Source organism: Sulfurovum xiamenensis, assembly GCF_030347995.1.
In the GTDB taxonomy this organism is placed as follows: domain Bacteria; phylum Campylobacterota; class Campylobacteria; order Campylobacterales; family Sulfurovaceae; genus Sulfurovum; species Sulfurovum xiamenensis.
In genome coordinates, this window is record NZ_JAQIBC010000007.1 from 31,779 (window position 1) to 48,445 (window position 16,667).

The following is a 16,667-nucleotide window of genomic DNA, read 5'->3' on the forward strand; positions in this document are numbered from 1 at the left end:
TTATTTCATACAGCTAGAAAGATCAGTAATATTTTTGGCACGGTTCACACAGGGTATACGAGATTGCAGATCTATGAGTTCATCTTCTATTTTATCGAGTAAACTATTTTTTTGTTTCTCATCCCAGAGTATGATCTCTTTATCCTTCTTACTTCCCATTTGTGCCTTCATTTGATTACAATATTCCATACACTGGTTGGCTGCAGCAGGGTCTTCTACTGTCTGTAAACATTCACGTGTTTTCTTCATAGATCTTAAAAGCTTGGGTAAAAATTTCTTTTGTCTTTTATAAATATCTTTAGAAATATGATTAATAAACTGTATCCTCTCTTCATCTCTTAGATCCGTGATACTCTCAGTTGTATTTATATCACTGACATCCAAAGCAGCCTCTTTTAATATGTTATAAAAATTTTCTGCTTTATATCTGTTCTTCGTTTTAATTTTATCTTTAAAAAGTGCAAACTCTTGTACAGGGAAATCCGGCAGAGTATACACCTCAGTAGAAGCATTACTATCAAAAATAACTTTCGTTGCTTCTTTTACATACACAACATCCAATAGATTGGACTCTAACCTGAGAACAATATTTTTATAAATGCATTTTTTCACACCTGCACCTTCCCACATCTCACAAGGCACACCGGCAACCGTTTCTTCACCTATTTTAGTTAAAGATGCTGTTTGATCAATACCACTGATATCATGTGAGCTTTTTTTACGTTCCAGGAGTTGTTCATTTGCATAATCAACCGTAATGACTGTATCTTTTGTATGTTTTTCAGACTTCTTTATATACTGTTTATGTTTTATGGCACCCGTAGTCACTATGACTCCGTTCTCTTCCTCCAACTTCACTTCACCCCAGTCCTTAAAATGTAATTTTGTCTTACCATTTATACTGAGATTTGTTTCAGGTGTCAGTTGTGTACCCCCACTGATCTTATACAGAACCATACCTGACTCTACTTCAAAGGGATGCTTGAACGCTTCTGCATGCAAAAGTGTTGCCATACCAATGAATAAAATTGTTTTCATATAATGTCCTATAGACATAAACATCCTTGCCGGTCAATATGATTTAATGAATGTATTGTAACATAATTATAAACTATAAAAGATATCTATACACCATATTGCTAAAGTCATGCCATCCTAAAAACAGCACAAGGATCATATTTTTCCTTTTTCATACCATTTCCTGAGCCATGCATCCATCGGGTACATAATACGGTAAATAGCCGGAACCACCAAAAGGGTCAAAATAGTGGAACTCATCAGTCCTCCGATGATCGCCAATGCCATTGGTGCATTACTCTCATGCCCTGCTCCGCCTCCAAATGCCAGAGGAAGCATCGCACCTATCATAGCAAAAGTGGTCATTAAGATAGGACGAAGTCTTTTTTCCCCCGCTTCCAGTATGGCTTCATTCACCTCTTTACCTTCTTTGATCGCCTGATTCGCAAAGTCGACCACCAAAATTGCATTCTTTCCTACCATTCCAAGCAGGAGAATGATCCCGATCATGACAAAGAGAGAGAAATTGTTTCCTGTCAAATAGAGTGCCACGATAACCCCTGTAAAGGAAAGTGGCATGGCTACCATAATAATGAATGGCTGAATGATAGACTCATACAGTGCAGCAAGGATCAGATAGATCAAAATGACTGCCAAGAGTACTGCAGCACCAAACGCAGCATTCGTATCCGCCATATTTTCAATATCTCCCGTATAACGGTAATTATATCCTACAGGCAGTATTTCACCGATTTTATCATCCACTACTTTCATAATAACATCTAAACTGGTCTCATACATACCTGATGTCACCATCACTTTACGCTCACGGTCGTAACGGTTGATGGATGCTGTACCGGTATGCTCTTCAAAAGTGATCAATCCTTCAAGCGAAACAAATTCACCGTCACTGTTTTTGACCTGGAGTTTTTTAATATCATCGATCGTGCTTCGATATTGATCTTCAAAACGCAAGGTAATATCAAACTCACGGCCATTCTCTTCGTAGTAGGATATTGCTCTGTCACTTGAATAGGCACTTGACAAGATACCTGCGATCTCATCGGCACTTACGCCAGAGCGCTGTGCATTTTCTCTTAAAATATCGATTTTTATTTCTGGTTTTCCACTCTCATAGTCTCTATCGATACCTACTGCACCTTTAGTCTCTTTGAGTAGATCCATCAATTTCTGTGTCGTTTTATTCAGTACCTCAAGATCATCTCCGGTTACAACGATCTGTATGGGTGCATTACTGCTACCCGTATCAAACGGTGCAACCTCTTCAACCGTCACGACCATATCTTTGATCGTCTTGAATTCATTGGTATACTGCTGTACAACATCTTCTTGAGAAACAGACCTCTGCGCTACAGGTTTGAGCTTTGCATAGATCTTTGCTTTATGTATCTCCTTGGCACTGTTATAACCAATGGACAATACAGAATACTCTATATTCTCATCACTCTCCATTTTCTCAAGTAGAGGCTTCATTTTTTTCTTCATCTCTTCCAAGCTTATTCCTACCGGTGCCTTGGTAAATACCTGAAACTCACTGTTGTCCTGCATCGGCACGAAATCCATTCCTGTAGAGAGTTTGGTTGAGGAAACCAATACACCGATCGTGACCAGAATAGTGATCCATTTAAAACGGATCAATGGTTTGAGTAGCGCTACATACGCTCTGTCTAGTTTGACAAAAAGTGGCTCTGTCAAATGAAAAAATTTACTCTCCTTGGCACTTAATACCCTTGCTCCGACCGTCGGGATGAACATTACTGCAACCAGATAAGAGATCACAACCCCTGCAGCTACGGTCATCGCAAAAGAATTAAAGAACATACCCACGATACCATCCATAAAAGCCACAGGTACAAATACTGCTAACAACACTGAAGAGATCGCCAAGATGGAAAATGACACCTCTTTGATCCCTTCAAGAGATGCTTTAAATGGCTCCATTCCTGCTTCCATCTTTTTAGTAATGTTTTCAATCACAACGATCGCATCATCAATAAAGATACCGATAGCCAGTGTAAGTCCTATCAGTGTCAATTTATTCAGATCATACCCCAACCAGTCAATAATGGCAAATGTCCCAATGATCGATGTAGGAATGGCCAATGCAGAAACGATCGTTGCAGTCACATTTCTAAGAAAGAAGAATACAATGATGATCGCCAGTATGGATCCATAGATAAGGTCAAAGGTCACATTGTCTATATTGACCATGATCTTGTCGCTCTGGTCCTGAAGCAATTGCAGAGTGTAGTCTTCACCTGCAATTGTTTTAAGGCGAGGCATTACCTCTTTTACCCCGTGAATGATATCCAATACATTTTCACCGGAGATCTTTTTCACCTCAAGCATCACACCTTGATTCCCATTGTATGAGGAATAACTGCTGCTGTCACTCAATCCATCTATAACACGTGCAACATCTTTCAGTTTGATTCCCGGTTTAATGATCAACTCTCGAAGATCCTCCACACTGATGGCATCCGCTTTCACCTTGATCACGGTCTCTTTTTGATCACTGATAAGCTTACCTGCCCCTTGGTTAATGTTCTGAGCAGCAACGATATTTTGAACATCAAGAGGTGTAAGATCATATTTATTGAGTTTAAAAGGGTCAACAAAAATCCGTACTTCTCTATCCTGATACCCAATGATATTGACTTCACCTACACCTTTGATCCGTTGTAGTTTAGGTTTGATCTTCTCATCTGCCATTCGCATCAGTGCAGTCACATCACCTGTTTTAGTAGCAATGAAGAGGTTGATCACCACGCCACTTGCACCCAGTTTTTTTACGATCGGTTTCTCCACTTCATTAGGAAGCAGTACAGAACCGATCTTGTCACGTACATCATTGGTCGCTTCATCGATATCTTTAAAAAGCTCAAACTGTATGGTGACAGTACTGAATCCTTCATAAGAGGTTGACATCAGTTTATCGATCCCATCGATCCCGCTGACCGCCTCTTCCAGTTTATCTGTCACTTTGGTTTCCACGGTACTGGCATCAGCACCATCGTAAGTCGTTTGAATGGTTACAACGGGGAAATCGACATTGGGAAAAAGATTGACAGGCATCGTGTTATAGGACATTAATCCAAATACTATAAAGGACAATACCCCCATCAATGTTGTGATAGGTCTGTTTATGGAAAATTTATACATGCATTCCTACTTTACTGTAATGTATCCATCACCAAAGAGTCCCACAGGGAAACGCTCAGCTTTGACCTCTGCCAACATCTTTCTTGATCTGGAATCGATGGTTGGATAGATTTTGTAAATCGTTCCGGTATAGAGAGTATCATCCCCGTCTACTTTGTATTTAAAACTGTCACCGACCTTTACTTTCTTATGATATTTCTGATCGAATTTTAAAATAAGCTTGCGTGCCTTGAGACTTTGTATATCGTATACTTCTGTGATCATTTGACCGCTGACCACATCTCCGACTTCAATATGCTTTGCAGTGATAATTCCGTCAAAAGGGGCACGCAGATAGGTTTTCTCTAAAAGTGCATCCTGATACTTAAGTTGGACTTTTGCATTATCATATTTATAGGCATAACTCTCAAACAAAGAGACATTAATATGCTGCTGCACCTTTTTTTGTCGTTCATAATCACTTTGCGCATATTTCAAAGCCACTTTTGAAACTTCAACCATCGCTTCAATATCATCATTGAGTAGCTCAGCGAGCAGTTCATCTTTTTTCACAACTGAACCGATGTCCACCTTCATCTCTCCAACAATTCCGCTGCTGCTGAATGCCAAAGAGGCACTCTTTTCCGCTTTGACATCAAATGTCGCATAGATCTCCTCTGCATTCAAATGCAATACTGCAAATAGTAAAACGATCATTTTTTTCATTTAATAAACTCCTTTGGGTCTTTCCCTGCATAATAGTAATAGATCGATTTTCCGATCTCATAATCATAAAGTGTCTCTTTGTATCGTGACTGCGCAACTGTCTTTTGGGTCAATGCATCAAGAAAAGCAATATTGTCGATCAACCCAACCTCAAATTTCTTTTTAAGCACATCATACGTACTTTTTGCAGCACGCAAAGCACTTTTGGCACTTTTAAGTCTTGTACGTATTGTTTCTAAACTTTTTTGTGACAGATCATAATTTATTTGCTGTTCTTTTTTTGCATGATTGATCTCTGAGAGCAATGCCAACTTCTGATACTTTACTGCTTCACTCTCTTTTGCCATTTTTCCGTTGTCAAAAAGTCTCATGTTCACCGAGATCATTAATTTGTTTTGATGATCCAATAGTAAGCCATCTCCACTAAGATCACCCATAGAAACGGTATCATCAAAACGTGATTTATTATAGGTATCAGATATGCTTATCTGGGGTTTGTATCCTGCATCGATGGCATTGGACTGTTCACCGATGGCATTGGCATTGGCTTCAAGTATTTTAATATTTTCAAAAGTTTCAAACCTTACATTTTCAGGTTCTTTAAAAGAGTCACTTTGTAACTGTGAAACAGGCAGACCGCTTAGAAGCTGTAGATTTTTTTCACTTCGTATCAGTTCCAAACGCGTATTCGCCATCGTATAGTTATTACTGTCAAATTCCGCCTGAAGTTTATCTACTTCTTCTTGTGTAGAGAGGCCTGCACTCTTAAACTTTTTGATACGCTTGATCTGTGCACTCAACTCAACAGAACGTTCTTCCAGGGCTTGCAGTGTTGCCTTGAGCTTCTGCAATCCGTAATAATGATGTACGATCTCAAGCGTGATACTTTTTTCAAACGCACTTTTTTCAAAAAGAGCTGCTTCATGTTCAAATCGCTTAGCATCAAGTAAGGCACTTTTTCTGCCACCGTCATAAATCTCAAAGTTCACCGTAGCAAATGCACTTGAAGTTTGTCCCGGGTTCACTATATTTGTTGGAGAGACATAGCTATGGCTTGCTCCGATATCCACAGTTGGCCAGTAAGCACTTTTGGCTGCCTCCATCTCTTCTTGTTTTGCTTTGATACGTATCTCTTTTGCTGTGATCAATCCGTTCTCTTTATTGGCATTTTCTACCAACGTTCTCAAACCATAACTTTGAGCAAATATACATAAAGGTAATAACAAACCTAAAAAAATTCTCATCTACTATCCTTCTTATTTAGATGGCAAGATCATGTCCAAAAACAGATCTATCTCTTTTTTGATATCACATGACTCTAAACGGGAGTCCACGACCAAACCTGTAGCAAACAAAGTTAAAGAACTGGAAGAAATAGGCATAGTCTTCTCAATTTCTCCTGAAGCTTTGCCCGCTTCTAAAATCAGATCGAGTATCATGGTAAATTTCTTTCTGCACTCTTCACTGAAAACCAGCATTGCTTCTGGTTCACTAGAGAGTGAAATAGCAAGAAATTCCTGATACACATTAAGATGCTTCCCTGCTATCTCATTTTCAAACAAGAAATAGAGGAAATGAAACAGTTTCTCTCTTGTAGTGATGGGTGTGTCCACTAATGCCAATAACTCTTTTTCATGATCGGAAATAAAAGTTGTAATGATTTCAAAAACAATATCTTCCTTGTTTTCAAAATACTCATAGATCGTTCCTTTTCCCACACCTGCTGTTTTTGCGATCTGTGATATGGTAAGTGAATTTATCCCCTGTTCCAAGAGTAATTCTCTACATGAAAGTGCTATATTCCTACGCTTTTCTTCCTTATTTACGATAATTGCCATAGTATTCCTTTATATGACTGACCGTCGGTCAATGAAAGAAGTATAGCATATTTTATTTATAATTACATTTTGGATCTCTTATATAGATCTACTGACCATTTTGTAATTTTTAAGCATTCTATTTTGAGTATACAGTTTAACCCACTATCTTCTTAAGCCTGTTTATCAATTCTATCAACGTTACCCAAAACACTCCCAGCCCTATGCCTGCAAGCACATCACTCAACCAATGTACATCCAGATAAACTCTAGAAAAAGCAATGATAATTGGCCAAACGATACAAGCCATCACTATGACTGATCGTAAACCCAGAGAAGAGACTCTTTGAGCAAGTATAAAATAAAGAGCCAATGCCATGGCAGTTGCCATTGTTGCATGCCCTGAGGGGAAAGAGTGGGTTGCTATCGAAAGTATATCTGAACTCGGTCTTACACGTTGCACGATCATTTTGATAAAAATATAGGCTATATTTGCACCTAATACAGCAAAGAAATAGAACAAAAGATCGTTATACCATCTCTTATAGACCAAAAAAAGCATCATCAATAGTGAAAAAACAAAAATACCTATCGCACCGTTGAAATGGGTCAGCGTAACCATAAACTTAGTCAATAATGGAGTTTGTATAGCATTGATATGGGTCTCTATCCATCGATCTATCACAAGGATATACTCTTTTTCTACCACATCTTCTGTAATTTTTGCAAACAGATAAAAACCTAGAATATTCATTATGATCACTGCTTTGTTTGTAAAAAAAAATGTGAATACTTTAGTTTTCATGACGAACCTTCATCAAAAAAAACAACAGTGTCATGACTAAAGTCCCCACCAAAGAGTATATCAATGCATTCTGCATATTCCAATGTTCCCATATGAGTCCTGCGATGTATGCACCTAATGCCCCAAAGAGTGCTACTCCTGCATAAAAAACGCCATAGACTGAGCCTTTATTGGTTGCACTCTGTGCTATAAACGCACGGTTTGCATTTAGTGAAGCCACGGTGAAAAGTCCCAGAAAAGCATAGGCGATCCAAGTAAAAAAAGGACTCTTAAGCATTAAAAATCCTTGAGAAGCTACACCACAAGCATAAGAGAATGCCAAGACACGTTTCACACCAAATCGATCAATGAGTATACCAAAAAGATAACTGCTCATTGTCTGTACTCCAGAAGAGACAACAAAGAGCAGAGGGATGACAGCTGTGGCAATGCCCACCGCTTTAGCTTGCATCGTAAAAAAAGAAGGACTAAAAACAAAAAGCAAAAATAAAAAATAAAAAAACAGTGCACCGATCGTTTTTTTGTCATTCTGTGTCAATGTAAACGATTGTTCGCGGTGGCTGATCGGCTTAGGGACATCACGTACAAAAAATGCTACGATCACAAGTCCTATGATACCGGGGAGAAAAGTAGCATAAAAGATATTACGCATGACCGTTTCACTCTGACCAAAGTACCAAAGCAGTACAAAGAGTAGTAGTGCACCGCTCAACTCTCCTGCGATATCCATCATCTTATGAAAACCAAAGGTTTTACCCGATGCACGTGCTGTACTATACTGAACGATCATCACATCTTTAGGCGCAGAACGCAGCCCTTTCCCCAATCTCTCAGCTACCTGTAAACCTGCTACTGTTTTATACCCTTGTGTCAATCCTATCAGAGGCTTGCTCAACGCAGAAAAAGCATATCCTGCCACGACCAAGGGTTTGACAATACCATATCTGTCGGAAATATAACCCGATACTAAACGAAGCGCATAAGAGGCAAAAGTAGATATCGCTACGATAATACCCAGTTTGTCCATCCCCTCCTCCAAGACCACTACAACAAAGATAGGTAAAATGGGCATAATCATCGCAGAAGCCATATCGGTAAAAAAACTTACCCAACCCAGCATAATGACATTTTTATTGATACGTTTCATAGTCTTGTTTATATCTCACGCGTATTCAGATCTGTCATGATCGTTTCCCTCGCTTTAGAATATTGGTCTGTGTATCCAGTAAAGCAGTCAGTAAAACATACTAAAGTTCCCTGACTCCTCTAGCTACATCTTCTTCCAGCTGTGCAAATGCTCTGTCCATAGCATCTACTATACTGCCAGCATCCATACTTGTTGGGAAAGTTGTACTAAATAATTTAAGTACCCTTTTGTCTGTTTTCATATCTCTTGCTTCCCAGCTTGCATCAAGATAAACCGTACCTTCTTGGGCAATAAAACGTGATACTTGCACGTTTATTTTGATGTCGGGCTGACCATCAACACCCCAAGGATATGGGTACACACCGGGTTGTTTGAACTTTTTTTGCAAAAAGGAGATCAGTCTGCTTGTCAATCCGGCATCCATATCTTCGGCCCATGCTGAGCCCCCTAAAAATATAACATGGTTTGATGATTTGGCAACAGCGATCTCTCTTTTAAAAAGATACTTGGGTACCTTCACTTTCTCAACCCCTATTATTTGAGACTTGTAAGGATAACTCTCTTTAGGTTGTGAAGCTGTTGAAAGGACATAATAGTTATTCAAGGCACAGCCACTTACTATCAATAGAGCCCACACTGTTAATAATAGTTTAATTTTGATCATTATTTATCTCCAAAAATAAGTGAATTTGGTTTACGGTTCATCAGTTTAAGGAACTCCTCCATCTCTTGAGATGTTTCTGTCACCTCTTTAAGTGTTTGAGAAATTTGATGTGTTAAGAGAGAATTACTGTCATACCCTTTGAGTACTTTTTTAGCTGTACGGAGTGTTGTTGTCAACTCTTTCATGGCTTTATTCATCTCATCTGGCATCGTTTTAAAGTTTTTTGCCTCTGTCATTGCATGGAGATTGTTCACAGTCTTTTGTAGGTCTGCTACTATTATCTGTAAAGGCTCTGCACTCTCATCAACCACTTTATTTAAAGAAGCAACCAGTTTTTCAACTCCATCGATTATGCCTCTTGTATCATTAGGGACAGAAGGAAGACGTACAAAATGCTCTCCATGTATAATACTTCTTTTCGTAGTGTTCGTATCAAAGACCAAGTCAACAAAAAGTGTACCTGTAAAAGGGTCTGCAGAAGATATTTTTGCACTTAAACCCTCTTCTAAAGCTTGATAGAATTTTTGTTGGCAACTTGTTACATCATCATGCTTTGAAGCAAATGAGGAGAGATCTATATCAACAAGGATCTGCCCCAGTATCTTATGTGACTGCATATTATAGGAAAGTCTAATATCTTTTACACGTCCTACTTCATACCCTTCATACTGTACCAATGCACCTTTTTTGAGTTTAGCGATGGAATCCTCAGTCAAAATTTCAAAGGTATTGATAAAATCTCCACCTTTTCCTATCACCTGTCCTTCTGCCAGATTAGCATTTTTGTAAAGACGGAAAACAAATTTTTCAGGTACCGTGTTAGAAGCATCTTCTCCCGTAGAAGAGAATTCGATACCTCCTTGTACTAAATGCGTCACAGGTGCTACATTAACATCAAGCCTACCGTGAGCCAGACTCATCTCGACAGCGCTCGTGACCCAGAACTTGGAACTTCTGTGCACATAAGGTACATAAAGTTTGTTGATGAACACTACAAACTCAACACCCTGTCCATCCAAAGAGATATTGACATGTTCTACCTGACCCGCTTCAATATTTTTAAAATAGACAGGTGTACCTGCTTTGACATTGTAGCTTGAGGGTGCACTAAGTTGAAAATACATACCATCTTCTGTATACCTATACGCCTGTGTCAAACCATGAAAAAAATTTTTGGTTTCTCCGCCTTTGGCAGAATACATATCGATATAGGTTCCGGATATCAATGTCTCCAGACCTGAAACACCGGATATACCTACTACAGGCTTAACGATCCAGAATTTTGCATGGGTATTAAGATACGGGGTAGCAGATTTTTCCATTCTTGCGATCACCGTCACACCTTCACCCTCTTCTTGCAATACGATCTTTTTTACTGTACCTATAGGTACATTTCTGTATTTAATTTGACTCTGTCCTGCATGCAATCCTGCATTTTCTGGAAAAACAATTTCTATTTCAGGTCCGAGTTCAGCAAAATACTGGTAGGCCAACCATCCAGCTATAATAAATGCGATAAATGGCACGATCCATATGGAGGTAATAAGGTTGAATTTACTTGATTCTTCTATTGTAGGTCGCTGTGTTGACATTTATTGATATCCCTTAATTAGACGTTCATTAAAAGCATGTGCTGCTAAAAGTGTAAAAAATACTGAGAGTGCAAAAGCAGTTGCTGCCATTCCCGCAATGATCTCGATGTTGGCAAGATGAATGAGTGCTGCAAGTATAGCAACCACAAAAACATCAATCATAGACCATGGACCTATGACCTCTGTCATATAATACAGTTTATGCTTATTGACTTTCTTATCTTTCCCTATAGGGTATTTTACACTAATCAACAAATAAATCAAAACAAGAAACTTGAGTACAGGTATCAGGATGGATGCAACAAAGATGATCATAGCGATAGGGTAGGAACCATGTTCCCATAGCATGACAACACCGCCCAAGAGTGTATTGCCCTCCTCACTACCAAACTGTTTCGTGATGAGCATAGGATAGATATTGGCAGGTATATAGGCGATCATAGCAGTGATAAGGTATGCCCAGGATCTTTCTGTACTAAAACGTTTGTGATGATAGATAGCAGAATCACAACGGCGACACCGGTTCTCTTTCCCCTTATCTATATTCACAGCCCCGCATATCGGGCATCTTATAAGTTTGTCTTCGTCTATCTCTATCACTTTGTATCCTCATCCCATACGATTCTTTTTCTCAACATCCATAGGTCAAAGAGATGCATACGTTTGACAATATAAAGGTCGATCAGTACAAAAACCATGAGTGCCCAAAATGCAATACCTATATGAATTTGTGCATACCCGATCAATTTTACCAGTGCGACGAGTATACTGATCAGAAATATATCGGTCATACTCCAAGGCTTGATATGTGCAAGCAAAACAAGAAGTTCTTTGGTTAGCTTCTTACCCCGTTTCATCTTTAAAAGCGTAAAAAGCAGCATATTGATCGTAAAGACCATGAAAGGAAAAATAAAAATAAGAAAGGTACAAAGGACCCCTACAAAATAAAACCCATATTCAAACAAAGAAAAAATCGTTTTAGGGACCGTAATGAACTGTCCATGCCCCAGTATCTCTATCTGTACCAAAGGAAAGACATTGGCCAATAAAAAAAACACAAGGCCCGTGATACTCAATGCCAGACCATGATCAATCAGTTTACTGTCATATCTGTAGAGTACTGCCCCGCATGATGAACAGCATGCCTTCGTACCATCTTTCAGAGGTAACGCTTCATGCAGTGTAAAACATTGCTCACAGAGGATAAGGTTATCAAGTGCATCTTCATTTTCAAGTTTCATAGCTATAATTATAGCTGATATAACTAAGGACCATAATGCGTATTCTCTCTATAGGTAAAACACTACAACATGACAAACTCGATATAGTATCTATAGAAGGGGTATCCTTACATACACTGCCAGATATAGAAGCATTTGACTATATCATCATCTCTGGTGGTGATGGTACGATCAGGCGTGTCATCAAACAACTTCATACGATGACATACTCGGCACATTTCATACTCAATCCTATAGGCTCATTTAATGTGGTTGCAAAACTGCACAAAGTACCAAAGCTCCAAACCTTGCTCGATGCTTTGGGCAATAATGAGACCCTCCCAACACAAAAACACCCTTACTTTACTCTCAATGAGGAAATCTTTCTTTTCTCTGCAGGAAATATGGGTGACCTTCAGCATATCTTCCTTGCTGAAACACTGCGTTTTGGGCTGATTAAAAACAACATGGGGAAATATCTGCTTGCTTTTCTTTTCTTACTACCCCTACACCTCATCATGACACCCTTTATGCTAATGAGTTCGAACCGTTTTTTCATCTTCACCCCTGCATCGTTCATCAAAAAATTCGGTAGTTTTTACGGAGAGGTCAAAGAGATGACGATCGAACTAGAAGATACCTATAATCATATAGAACTTGATGGTGACATTGTCACAATAGAAGATAATCTTTTACATATCAAGCCGGCAGGATATATAAACATACTTACGAAGTAACAAGATTCTCATAATACTCTACAACACGTCTATCCACATTAATCACACGTTTCAGATACTGTGTCAGATCTCCTCTGTTAAAATCTATTTTCAGATGTTTAGGGTTGATCGCACGTGATATAGCCACATAGAATTGACTGGGTGCGAAGATATTGTCCACGTTACAGACAAGGTTGTCTATACTCATCCCCTGGCTTTTGTGTATCGTCACGGCATAGGCCAGCTTCAGAGGAAATTGTGAAAGTGTGGCAAGTGACATGGTCTCAACGCTACCATCATCTTTCACCAGCATATCAACCAGATCAAAATCATGTCTCTCGACACGTACGAATTCATCTTCTTTCTCTACGATGAGATGGTCCTCTTCTATCTTTCTGAGGATCCCTCTCTCTCCATTGACGAACTTTCCCCATTTGTTCACGGTAAAAAGGATGGGAACCCCCTCTTTGAGGGTTAAATGTTCGGAGATAGGCAGCATATTTTTCCAGCCTGTCAGTTTTTTTTCATGGACTGATCCGAACATCTCTATGTTTGCAAAGAGTATGGTCTCTTCGGTATCAAGTTCATTGATCTTTGCTCGATTGGTCTGTTCCACTTCTAGGTTACGACCAAAAAGATAGGTCGGGTCTTTCTCCAACCCTTCATTGTTCCAGAGTTTTGTCATATAATGGATCACTTCCTCATCGCATTGTCCTTTGCGGACCTTGGATAGGATATGTGTGAACTCTGCATCTCTAGTACGTTTCATTTCGATCAGTTCAATCACTGTCAGATCGAAACGTTCCCAAGCCAGACTCTCAAATGCATAGAGCTTTTCTCCAAAGACATCAGCTCTATTCTGCTGTTTTTGTACCGGTGGCAATTGAAAGAAATCTCCTACAAACAGTACTTTTCCAAGATATCCGTAGTGGTTCAGTCTGTAGGCTATCATATCCATTAGGTCCGTACTCACCATGGAAATTTCATCGATGATGATAAGATCTGTAGCTTTGAGTACTTTCTTCAGGTCCGAAAGCCGGCTTTTAGCACGTTTGTCTCCTGCAGCCAATTCTTCAAAGTTATTTGCGATACCGAAAACAAAAAAGCTATGTACCGTAAAACCACCAATATTCACTGCACTCACACCTGTTGAGCCCAAAGAGACGACTTGTTTCCCTCTTTTTCGGTAGTCAGAGATCACCTCATTGGTAATATAGCTCTTTCCTACCCCTGCACCACCTGTCAAAAAAACATTGGAATGTTTCAGTGCTTCTAATACATCGACTTTATCACTCAAAACCCAGCCTTATCTACAAATCCACCCTGACAATGGCTTCGTGTTTGTTTTCCTTGCGTTAAAAGTACACCTAGATCATCACTTCCCGCTCCTATATGCAACCAAAGTTCCATGATAAGTCCCTTATTACATTTCAGCTCTACGCGTTTTCCAGCACCCAATCCAAAGCTTCTGTCAAACACTGCACGTACTTGTTGAAGTGTCACACGTTTGCCTATCTGTTTTTTGAAAAAATCGCCTACCCTGGAAGCATTGACCTGTTCTACCATCTGTATAGCATCTTTATAATATCTGTTAGCATCTGTACCGTAACAGGTACCGTGTTTGATCCATTCATGTTTATGCAAACTTGAAGCAACTCCCGGCATCACTTTTTGTAGACCTCCTTTTATCTCATCATTTAAAGCGATATCTGGAAGTCTGTTCCATTGCTTATGTTTGTCCAACATCACGGTGTGACTCTCCACTCCACAATAGATGTTATGTTTAGGCTGTGGCCACAACCCATGCAGTACAAAATGTTTTTCACGATACTTAAATCTGCCAAAAGCAAACAGGCTTCTTTGACACTCTTTTTTCACTCTATGCGTTTCACAAAAAGCATTATGCCAGGAGAGAGTCAAAATGTTTTGTTTTGAGATGTTACTATTATCATATTTTTGAGTTTGATCAAGCCCATCATCGATATCAAGAACCTTACTACCTGCTCTTCTAACATTGAGAGGGTTGGTAGAGTCTGAATATTTGTGAAAACAACTGTCATCTACCCATCTCTGTGCAGGCTGCTCACCTTTCACCACTATGAGATTTTGTCCTTTATAGTGTCTGAGTATCGTATATTTTTTCTCTTTATCCAAATGTACGCCATGGGTATTTTGCGTATGTTTCATGTTATTAAATGCAGGGCATTCCTGAGTAGGAAACATCTCTTCTCTTGCAAGAAGCGAAACACTGAAAAGCATCAATATAAGGATGAGTTGGTTCATGCTATGCTACCCTGAATTTTTTAAAGTATTATACTGTAACAAACTTTTGCCGCTTTCAATCACCTGATCTCCCATCAAACATACAATACTCCAAAAATATCACGGTAAGTCAGATAAAGCCTAAGATCAAATTCAAGCTGATGGTATGCCGGTTCTATATGGGTACAAAGTTTATAGAACGCTTTAGTATGTTCTTTCTCTTTGATATGTGCCAATTCGTGGACCACGATCATCCGCAAAAAAGGCTCAGGGACTTTTTTGAAAATATGTGAGATACGTATCTCGTTTTTGGCCTTGAGCTTTCCGCCTTGTACACGTGACACAAAGGTATGTGTTCCAAGTGCAGTATGAATATCGCGTATCTTCGTATCATAAAGTACTTTGGAGATAGGTACAGCATTGCGCATATGGGTGTTTTTAAGTGTCTGTACATAGCTGTAAAGACTTTTATCTGTAGTATATTCATGTATTGTGGGATACTTTGAGAGAAGATACTCGCCGAGTTTATCCTGATCTATGAGGGTTTGCACCTGGGCTTTTAACTGGCTATCGTAACCATTAAGGTATTTTAACATGGAGAATTATATCTCTTTTGAGTTAATTTTAGATACTATAACAGTATGATATTTGATGATTTAGAGACACTTCCTACAACCTTTGGAAATAAAAGAAAAACCTCTGCCGTAAAACGTACCTACCGTTCCAACATGATGCTTAATCCACTGAATCTCAAGCATTTAAACCGTATAGACAATCATCCTGCAGATATGATAACCCTCAATCTTGAAGATGCCATTGCTCCATCACGAAAAAAAGAAGCCCTGCATAACATCGCTCTCTTCCTCTCACATATGGAACACTCTAACTCTTTCATCATTGTACGTACCAACCCTCTAGATGAAGGTGGGGCAGAAGAGATAACCTTTTTAAATGATTTTGGCTTTGATGCGGTACGTGTCGCAAAAGTAAAAAACCAGACTGAGATAGCTCAGGCACTTACACTTCTCAGTGCAGATAAAGAGTTGCATATTTCACTGGAGACAAAAGAAGCCTTTAAGAGCTTAAGTACACTGCGTATAGATGAACGTCTTACTACAGCGAACCTGGGTATTTTGGACCTGTTCACCTCTCTTGGATTGCCTCAGTCATTAGTAACGCTGAATAACCCTACTATAGACTACATTCTCTCCAAGTTTTTGGTCGATGCAAAAACAGCCGGTATACACCCTATCTCATTTATGTTCCAGGAGTACAATAACACAGAAATGTTCAAAGCCTGGTGTGAAAGAGAAAAGATGATGGGCTTTGAGACCAAGGCATGCATGGGTCCCAAACAAGTGCAGATCGCCAATGAAATATTTCATACAAATCGTGATGAGATAGAAAGGGCTTTGCATATTAAAGAGGCTTTTGAAACCCATTCCGCACAAGGAATCAACGGATTTATGGATGAGAAATACGGGTTTATTGACGAACCTATCTACCGCGACAGCCTATTGGTTCTCAATCTTAGCTAAG

The 16,667-nt window shown here is 39.2% G+C and carries 16 protein-coding genes; 2 read left to right on the plus strand and 14 right to left on the minus strand.

Annotated elements, in window-relative coordinates; genetic code table 11:
* The 11 genes from PF327_RS09130 to PF327_RS09180 form a co-directional block, all read right to left on the minus strand.
* Nucleotides 1-1,038: a hypothetical protein gene (locus PF327_RS09130; RefSeq protein ID WP_289402255.1), complete on the minus strand. Its 1,038-nt coding sequence runs from the start codon at nt 1,036-1,038 to the stop codon at nt 1-3.
* A 135-nt stretch (nt 1,039-1,173) separates the two neighbouring features.
* Nucleotides 1,174-4,200 carry an efflux RND transporter permease subunit gene (locus PF327_RS09135; RefSeq protein ID WP_289402256.1) on the minus strand — a complete coding sequence of 1,009 codons (3,027 nt, stop codon included), beginning with the start codon at nt 4,198-4,200 and terminating at the stop codon, nt 1,174-1,176.
* A 6-nt stretch (nt 4,201-4,206) separates the two neighbouring features.
* Nucleotides 4,207-4,905 (minus strand): efflux RND transporter periplasmic adaptor subunit, encoded by a 699-nt coding sequence (locus tag PF327_RS09140; protein WP_289402257.1) that lies wholly within the window; start codon nt 4,903-4,905, stop codon nt 4,207-4,209.
* Nucleotides 4,902-6,149 carry a TolC family protein gene (locus PF327_RS09145; RefSeq protein ID WP_289402258.1) on the minus strand — a complete coding sequence of 416 codons (1,248 nt, stop codon included), beginning with the start codon at nt 6,147-6,149 and terminating at the stop codon, nt 4,902-4,904. Before PF327_RS09145 ends, PF327_RS09140 begins: the two co-directional genes overlap by 4 nt.
* A gap of 12 nt (nt 6,150-6,161) precedes the next feature.
* The gene (locus tag PF327_RS09150) at nt 6,162-6,743 is read right to left on the minus strand and encodes a TetR/AcrR family transcriptional regulator (protein WP_289402259.1); all 582 of its coding nucleotides are present in this window, start codon (nt 6,741-6,743) and stop codon (nt 6,162-6,164) included.
* 136 nt (nt 6,744-6,879) lie between these two features.
* Nucleotides 6,880-7,527: a phosphatase PAP2 family protein gene (locus tag PF327_RS09155; RefSeq protein WP_289402260.1), complete on the minus strand. Its 648-nt coding sequence runs from the start codon at nt 7,525-7,527 to the stop codon at nt 6,880-6,882.
* On the minus strand, nt 7,517-8,674 hold the full coding sequence (locus PF327_RS09160; protein WP_289402261.1) for an MFS transporter: 1,158 nt from the start codon (nt 8,672-8,674) through the stop codon (nt 7,517-7,519). Before PF327_RS09160 ends, PF327_RS09155 begins: the two co-directional genes overlap by 11 nt.
* Before the next feature lie 100 nt (nt 8,675-8,774).
* Nucleotides 8,775-9,338, minus strand: coding sequence for a PqiC family protein (locus PF327_RS09165; protein ID WP_008243473.1), 564 nt, complete (start codon nt 9,336-9,338; stop codon nt 8,775-8,777).
* The gene (locus PF327_RS09170) at nt 9,338-10,930 is read right to left on the minus strand and encodes a PqiB family protein (RefSeq protein WP_289402262.1); all 1,593 of its coding nucleotides are present in this window, start codon (nt 10,928-10,930) and stop codon (nt 9,338-9,340) included. The genes PF327_RS09165 and PF327_RS09170 overlap by 1 nt, the downstream gene beginning before the upstream one ends.
* The gene (locus PF327_RS09175) at nt 10,931-11,530 is read right to left on the minus strand and encodes a paraquat-inducible protein A (protein WP_289402264.1); all 600 of its coding nucleotides are present in this window, start codon (nt 11,528-11,530) and stop codon (nt 10,931-10,933) included.
* Nucleotides 11,527-12,171, minus strand: coding sequence for a paraquat-inducible protein A (locus tag PF327_RS09180; RefSeq protein ID WP_289402266.1), 645 nt, complete (start codon nt 12,169-12,171; stop codon nt 11,527-11,529). Before PF327_RS09180 ends, PF327_RS09175 begins: the two co-directional genes overlap by 4 nt.
* A gap of 35 nt (nt 12,172-12,206) precedes the next feature.
* On the opposite strand from PF327_RS09180, the gene PF327_RS09185 reads away from it, so the two are divergent.
* The gene (locus PF327_RS09185; protein ID WP_289402267.1) at nt 12,207-12,887 is read left to right on the plus strand and encodes a diacylglycerol kinase family protein; all 681 of its coding nucleotides are present in this window, start codon (nt 12,207-12,209) and stop codon (nt 12,885-12,887) included.
* On the opposite strand, the gene PF327_RS09190 is transcribed toward PF327_RS09185, so the two are convergent.
* The 3 genes from PF327_RS09190 to PF327_RS09200 all read right to left on the minus strand — a co-directional run bounded on the left by PF327_RS09190 (nt 12,877) and on the right by PF327_RS09200 (nt 15,724).
* Nucleotides 12,877-14,163, minus strand: coding sequence for an ATP-dependent DNA helicase (locus tag PF327_RS09190; protein WP_289402269.1), 1,287 nt, complete (start codon nt 14,161-14,163; stop codon nt 12,877-12,879). The genes PF327_RS09185 and PF327_RS09190 overlap by 11 nt on opposite strands.
* Nucleotides 14,160-15,149, minus strand: coding sequence for a ribonuclease T2 family protein (locus PF327_RS09195; protein WP_289402270.1), 990 nt, complete (start codon nt 15,147-15,149; stop codon nt 14,160-14,162). Before PF327_RS09195 ends, PF327_RS09190 begins: the two co-directional genes overlap by 4 nt.
* Nucleotides 15,150-15,223: 74 nt before the next feature.
* Nucleotides 15,224-15,724 carry a YgjP-like metallopeptidase domain-containing protein gene (locus PF327_RS09200; RefSeq protein WP_289402271.1) on the minus strand — a complete coding sequence of 167 codons (501 nt, stop codon included), beginning with the start codon at nt 15,722-15,724 and terminating at the stop codon, nt 15,224-15,226.
* Nucleotides 15,725-15,769: 45 nt separating this feature from the next.
* On the opposite strand from PF327_RS09200, the gene PF327_RS09205 reads away from it, so the two are divergent.
* The gene (locus tag PF327_RS09205; RefSeq protein WP_289402273.1) at nt 15,770-16,666 is read left to right on the plus strand and encodes an HpcH/HpaI aldolase/citrate lyase family protein; all 897 of its coding nucleotides are present in this window, start codon (nt 15,770-15,772) and stop codon (nt 16,664-16,666) included.
* Nucleotide 16,667: the final 1 nt, after the last annotated feature.

What these genes read in the sequence shown, in the direction of transcription:
- PF327_RS09130 (WP_289402255.1), bottom strand. Translation starts at nt 1,038, where the DNA reads ATGAAAACAATTTTATTCATTGGTATGGCAACACTTTTGCATGCAGAA.
- PF327_RS09135 (WP_289402256.1), bottom strand. Translation starts at nt 4,200, where the DNA reads ATGTATAAATTTTCCATAAACAGACCTATCACAACATTGATGGGGGTA.
- PF327_RS09140 (WP_289402257.1), bottom strand. Translation starts at nt 4,905, where the DNA reads ATGAAAAAAATGATCGTTTTACTATTTGCAGTATTGCATTTGAATGCA.
- PF327_RS09145 (WP_289402258.1), bottom strand. Translation starts at nt 6,149, where the DNA reads ATGAGAATTTTTTTAGGTTTGTTATTACCTTTATGTATATTTGCTCAA.
- PF327_RS09150 (WP_289402259.1), bottom strand. Translation starts at nt 6,743, where the DNA reads ATGGCAATTATCGTAAATAAGGAAGAAAAGCGTAGGAATATAGCACTT.
- PF327_RS09155 (WP_289402260.1), bottom strand. Translation starts at nt 7,527, where the DNA reads ATGAAAACTAAAGTATTCACATTTTTTTTTACAAACAAAGCAGTGATC.
- PF327_RS09160 (WP_289402261.1), bottom strand. Translation starts at nt 8,674, where the DNA reads ATGAAACGTATCAATAAAAATGTCATTATGCTGGGTTGGGTAAGTTTT.
- PF327_RS09165 (WP_008243473.1), bottom strand. Translation starts at nt 9,338, where the DNA reads ATGATCAAAATTAAACTATTATTAACAGTGTGGGCTCTATTGATAGTA.
- PF327_RS09170 (WP_289402262.1), bottom strand. Translation starts at nt 10,930, where the DNA reads ATGTCAACACAGCGACCTACAATAGAAGAATCAAGTAAATTCAACCTT.
- PF327_RS09180 (WP_289402266.1), bottom strand. Translation starts at nt 12,171, where the DNA reads ATGAAACTTGAAAATGAAGATGCACTTGATAACCTTATCCTCTGTGAG.
- PF327_RS09185 (WP_289402267.1), top strand. Translation starts at nt 12,207, where the DNA reads ATGCGTATTCTCTCTATAGGTAAAACACTACAACATGACAAACTCGAT.
- PF327_RS09195 (WP_289402270.1), bottom strand. Translation starts at nt 15,149, where the DNA reads ATGAACCAACTCATCCTTATATTGATGCTTTTCAGTGTTTCGCTTCTT.
- PF327_RS09200 (WP_289402271.1), bottom strand. Translation starts at nt 15,724, where the DNA reads ATGTTAAAATACCTTAATGGTTACGATAGCCAGTTAAAAGCCCAGGTG.
- PF327_RS09205 (WP_289402273.1), top strand. Translation starts at nt 15,770, where the DNA reads ATGATATTTGATGATTTAGAGACACTTCCTACAACCTTTGGAAATAAA.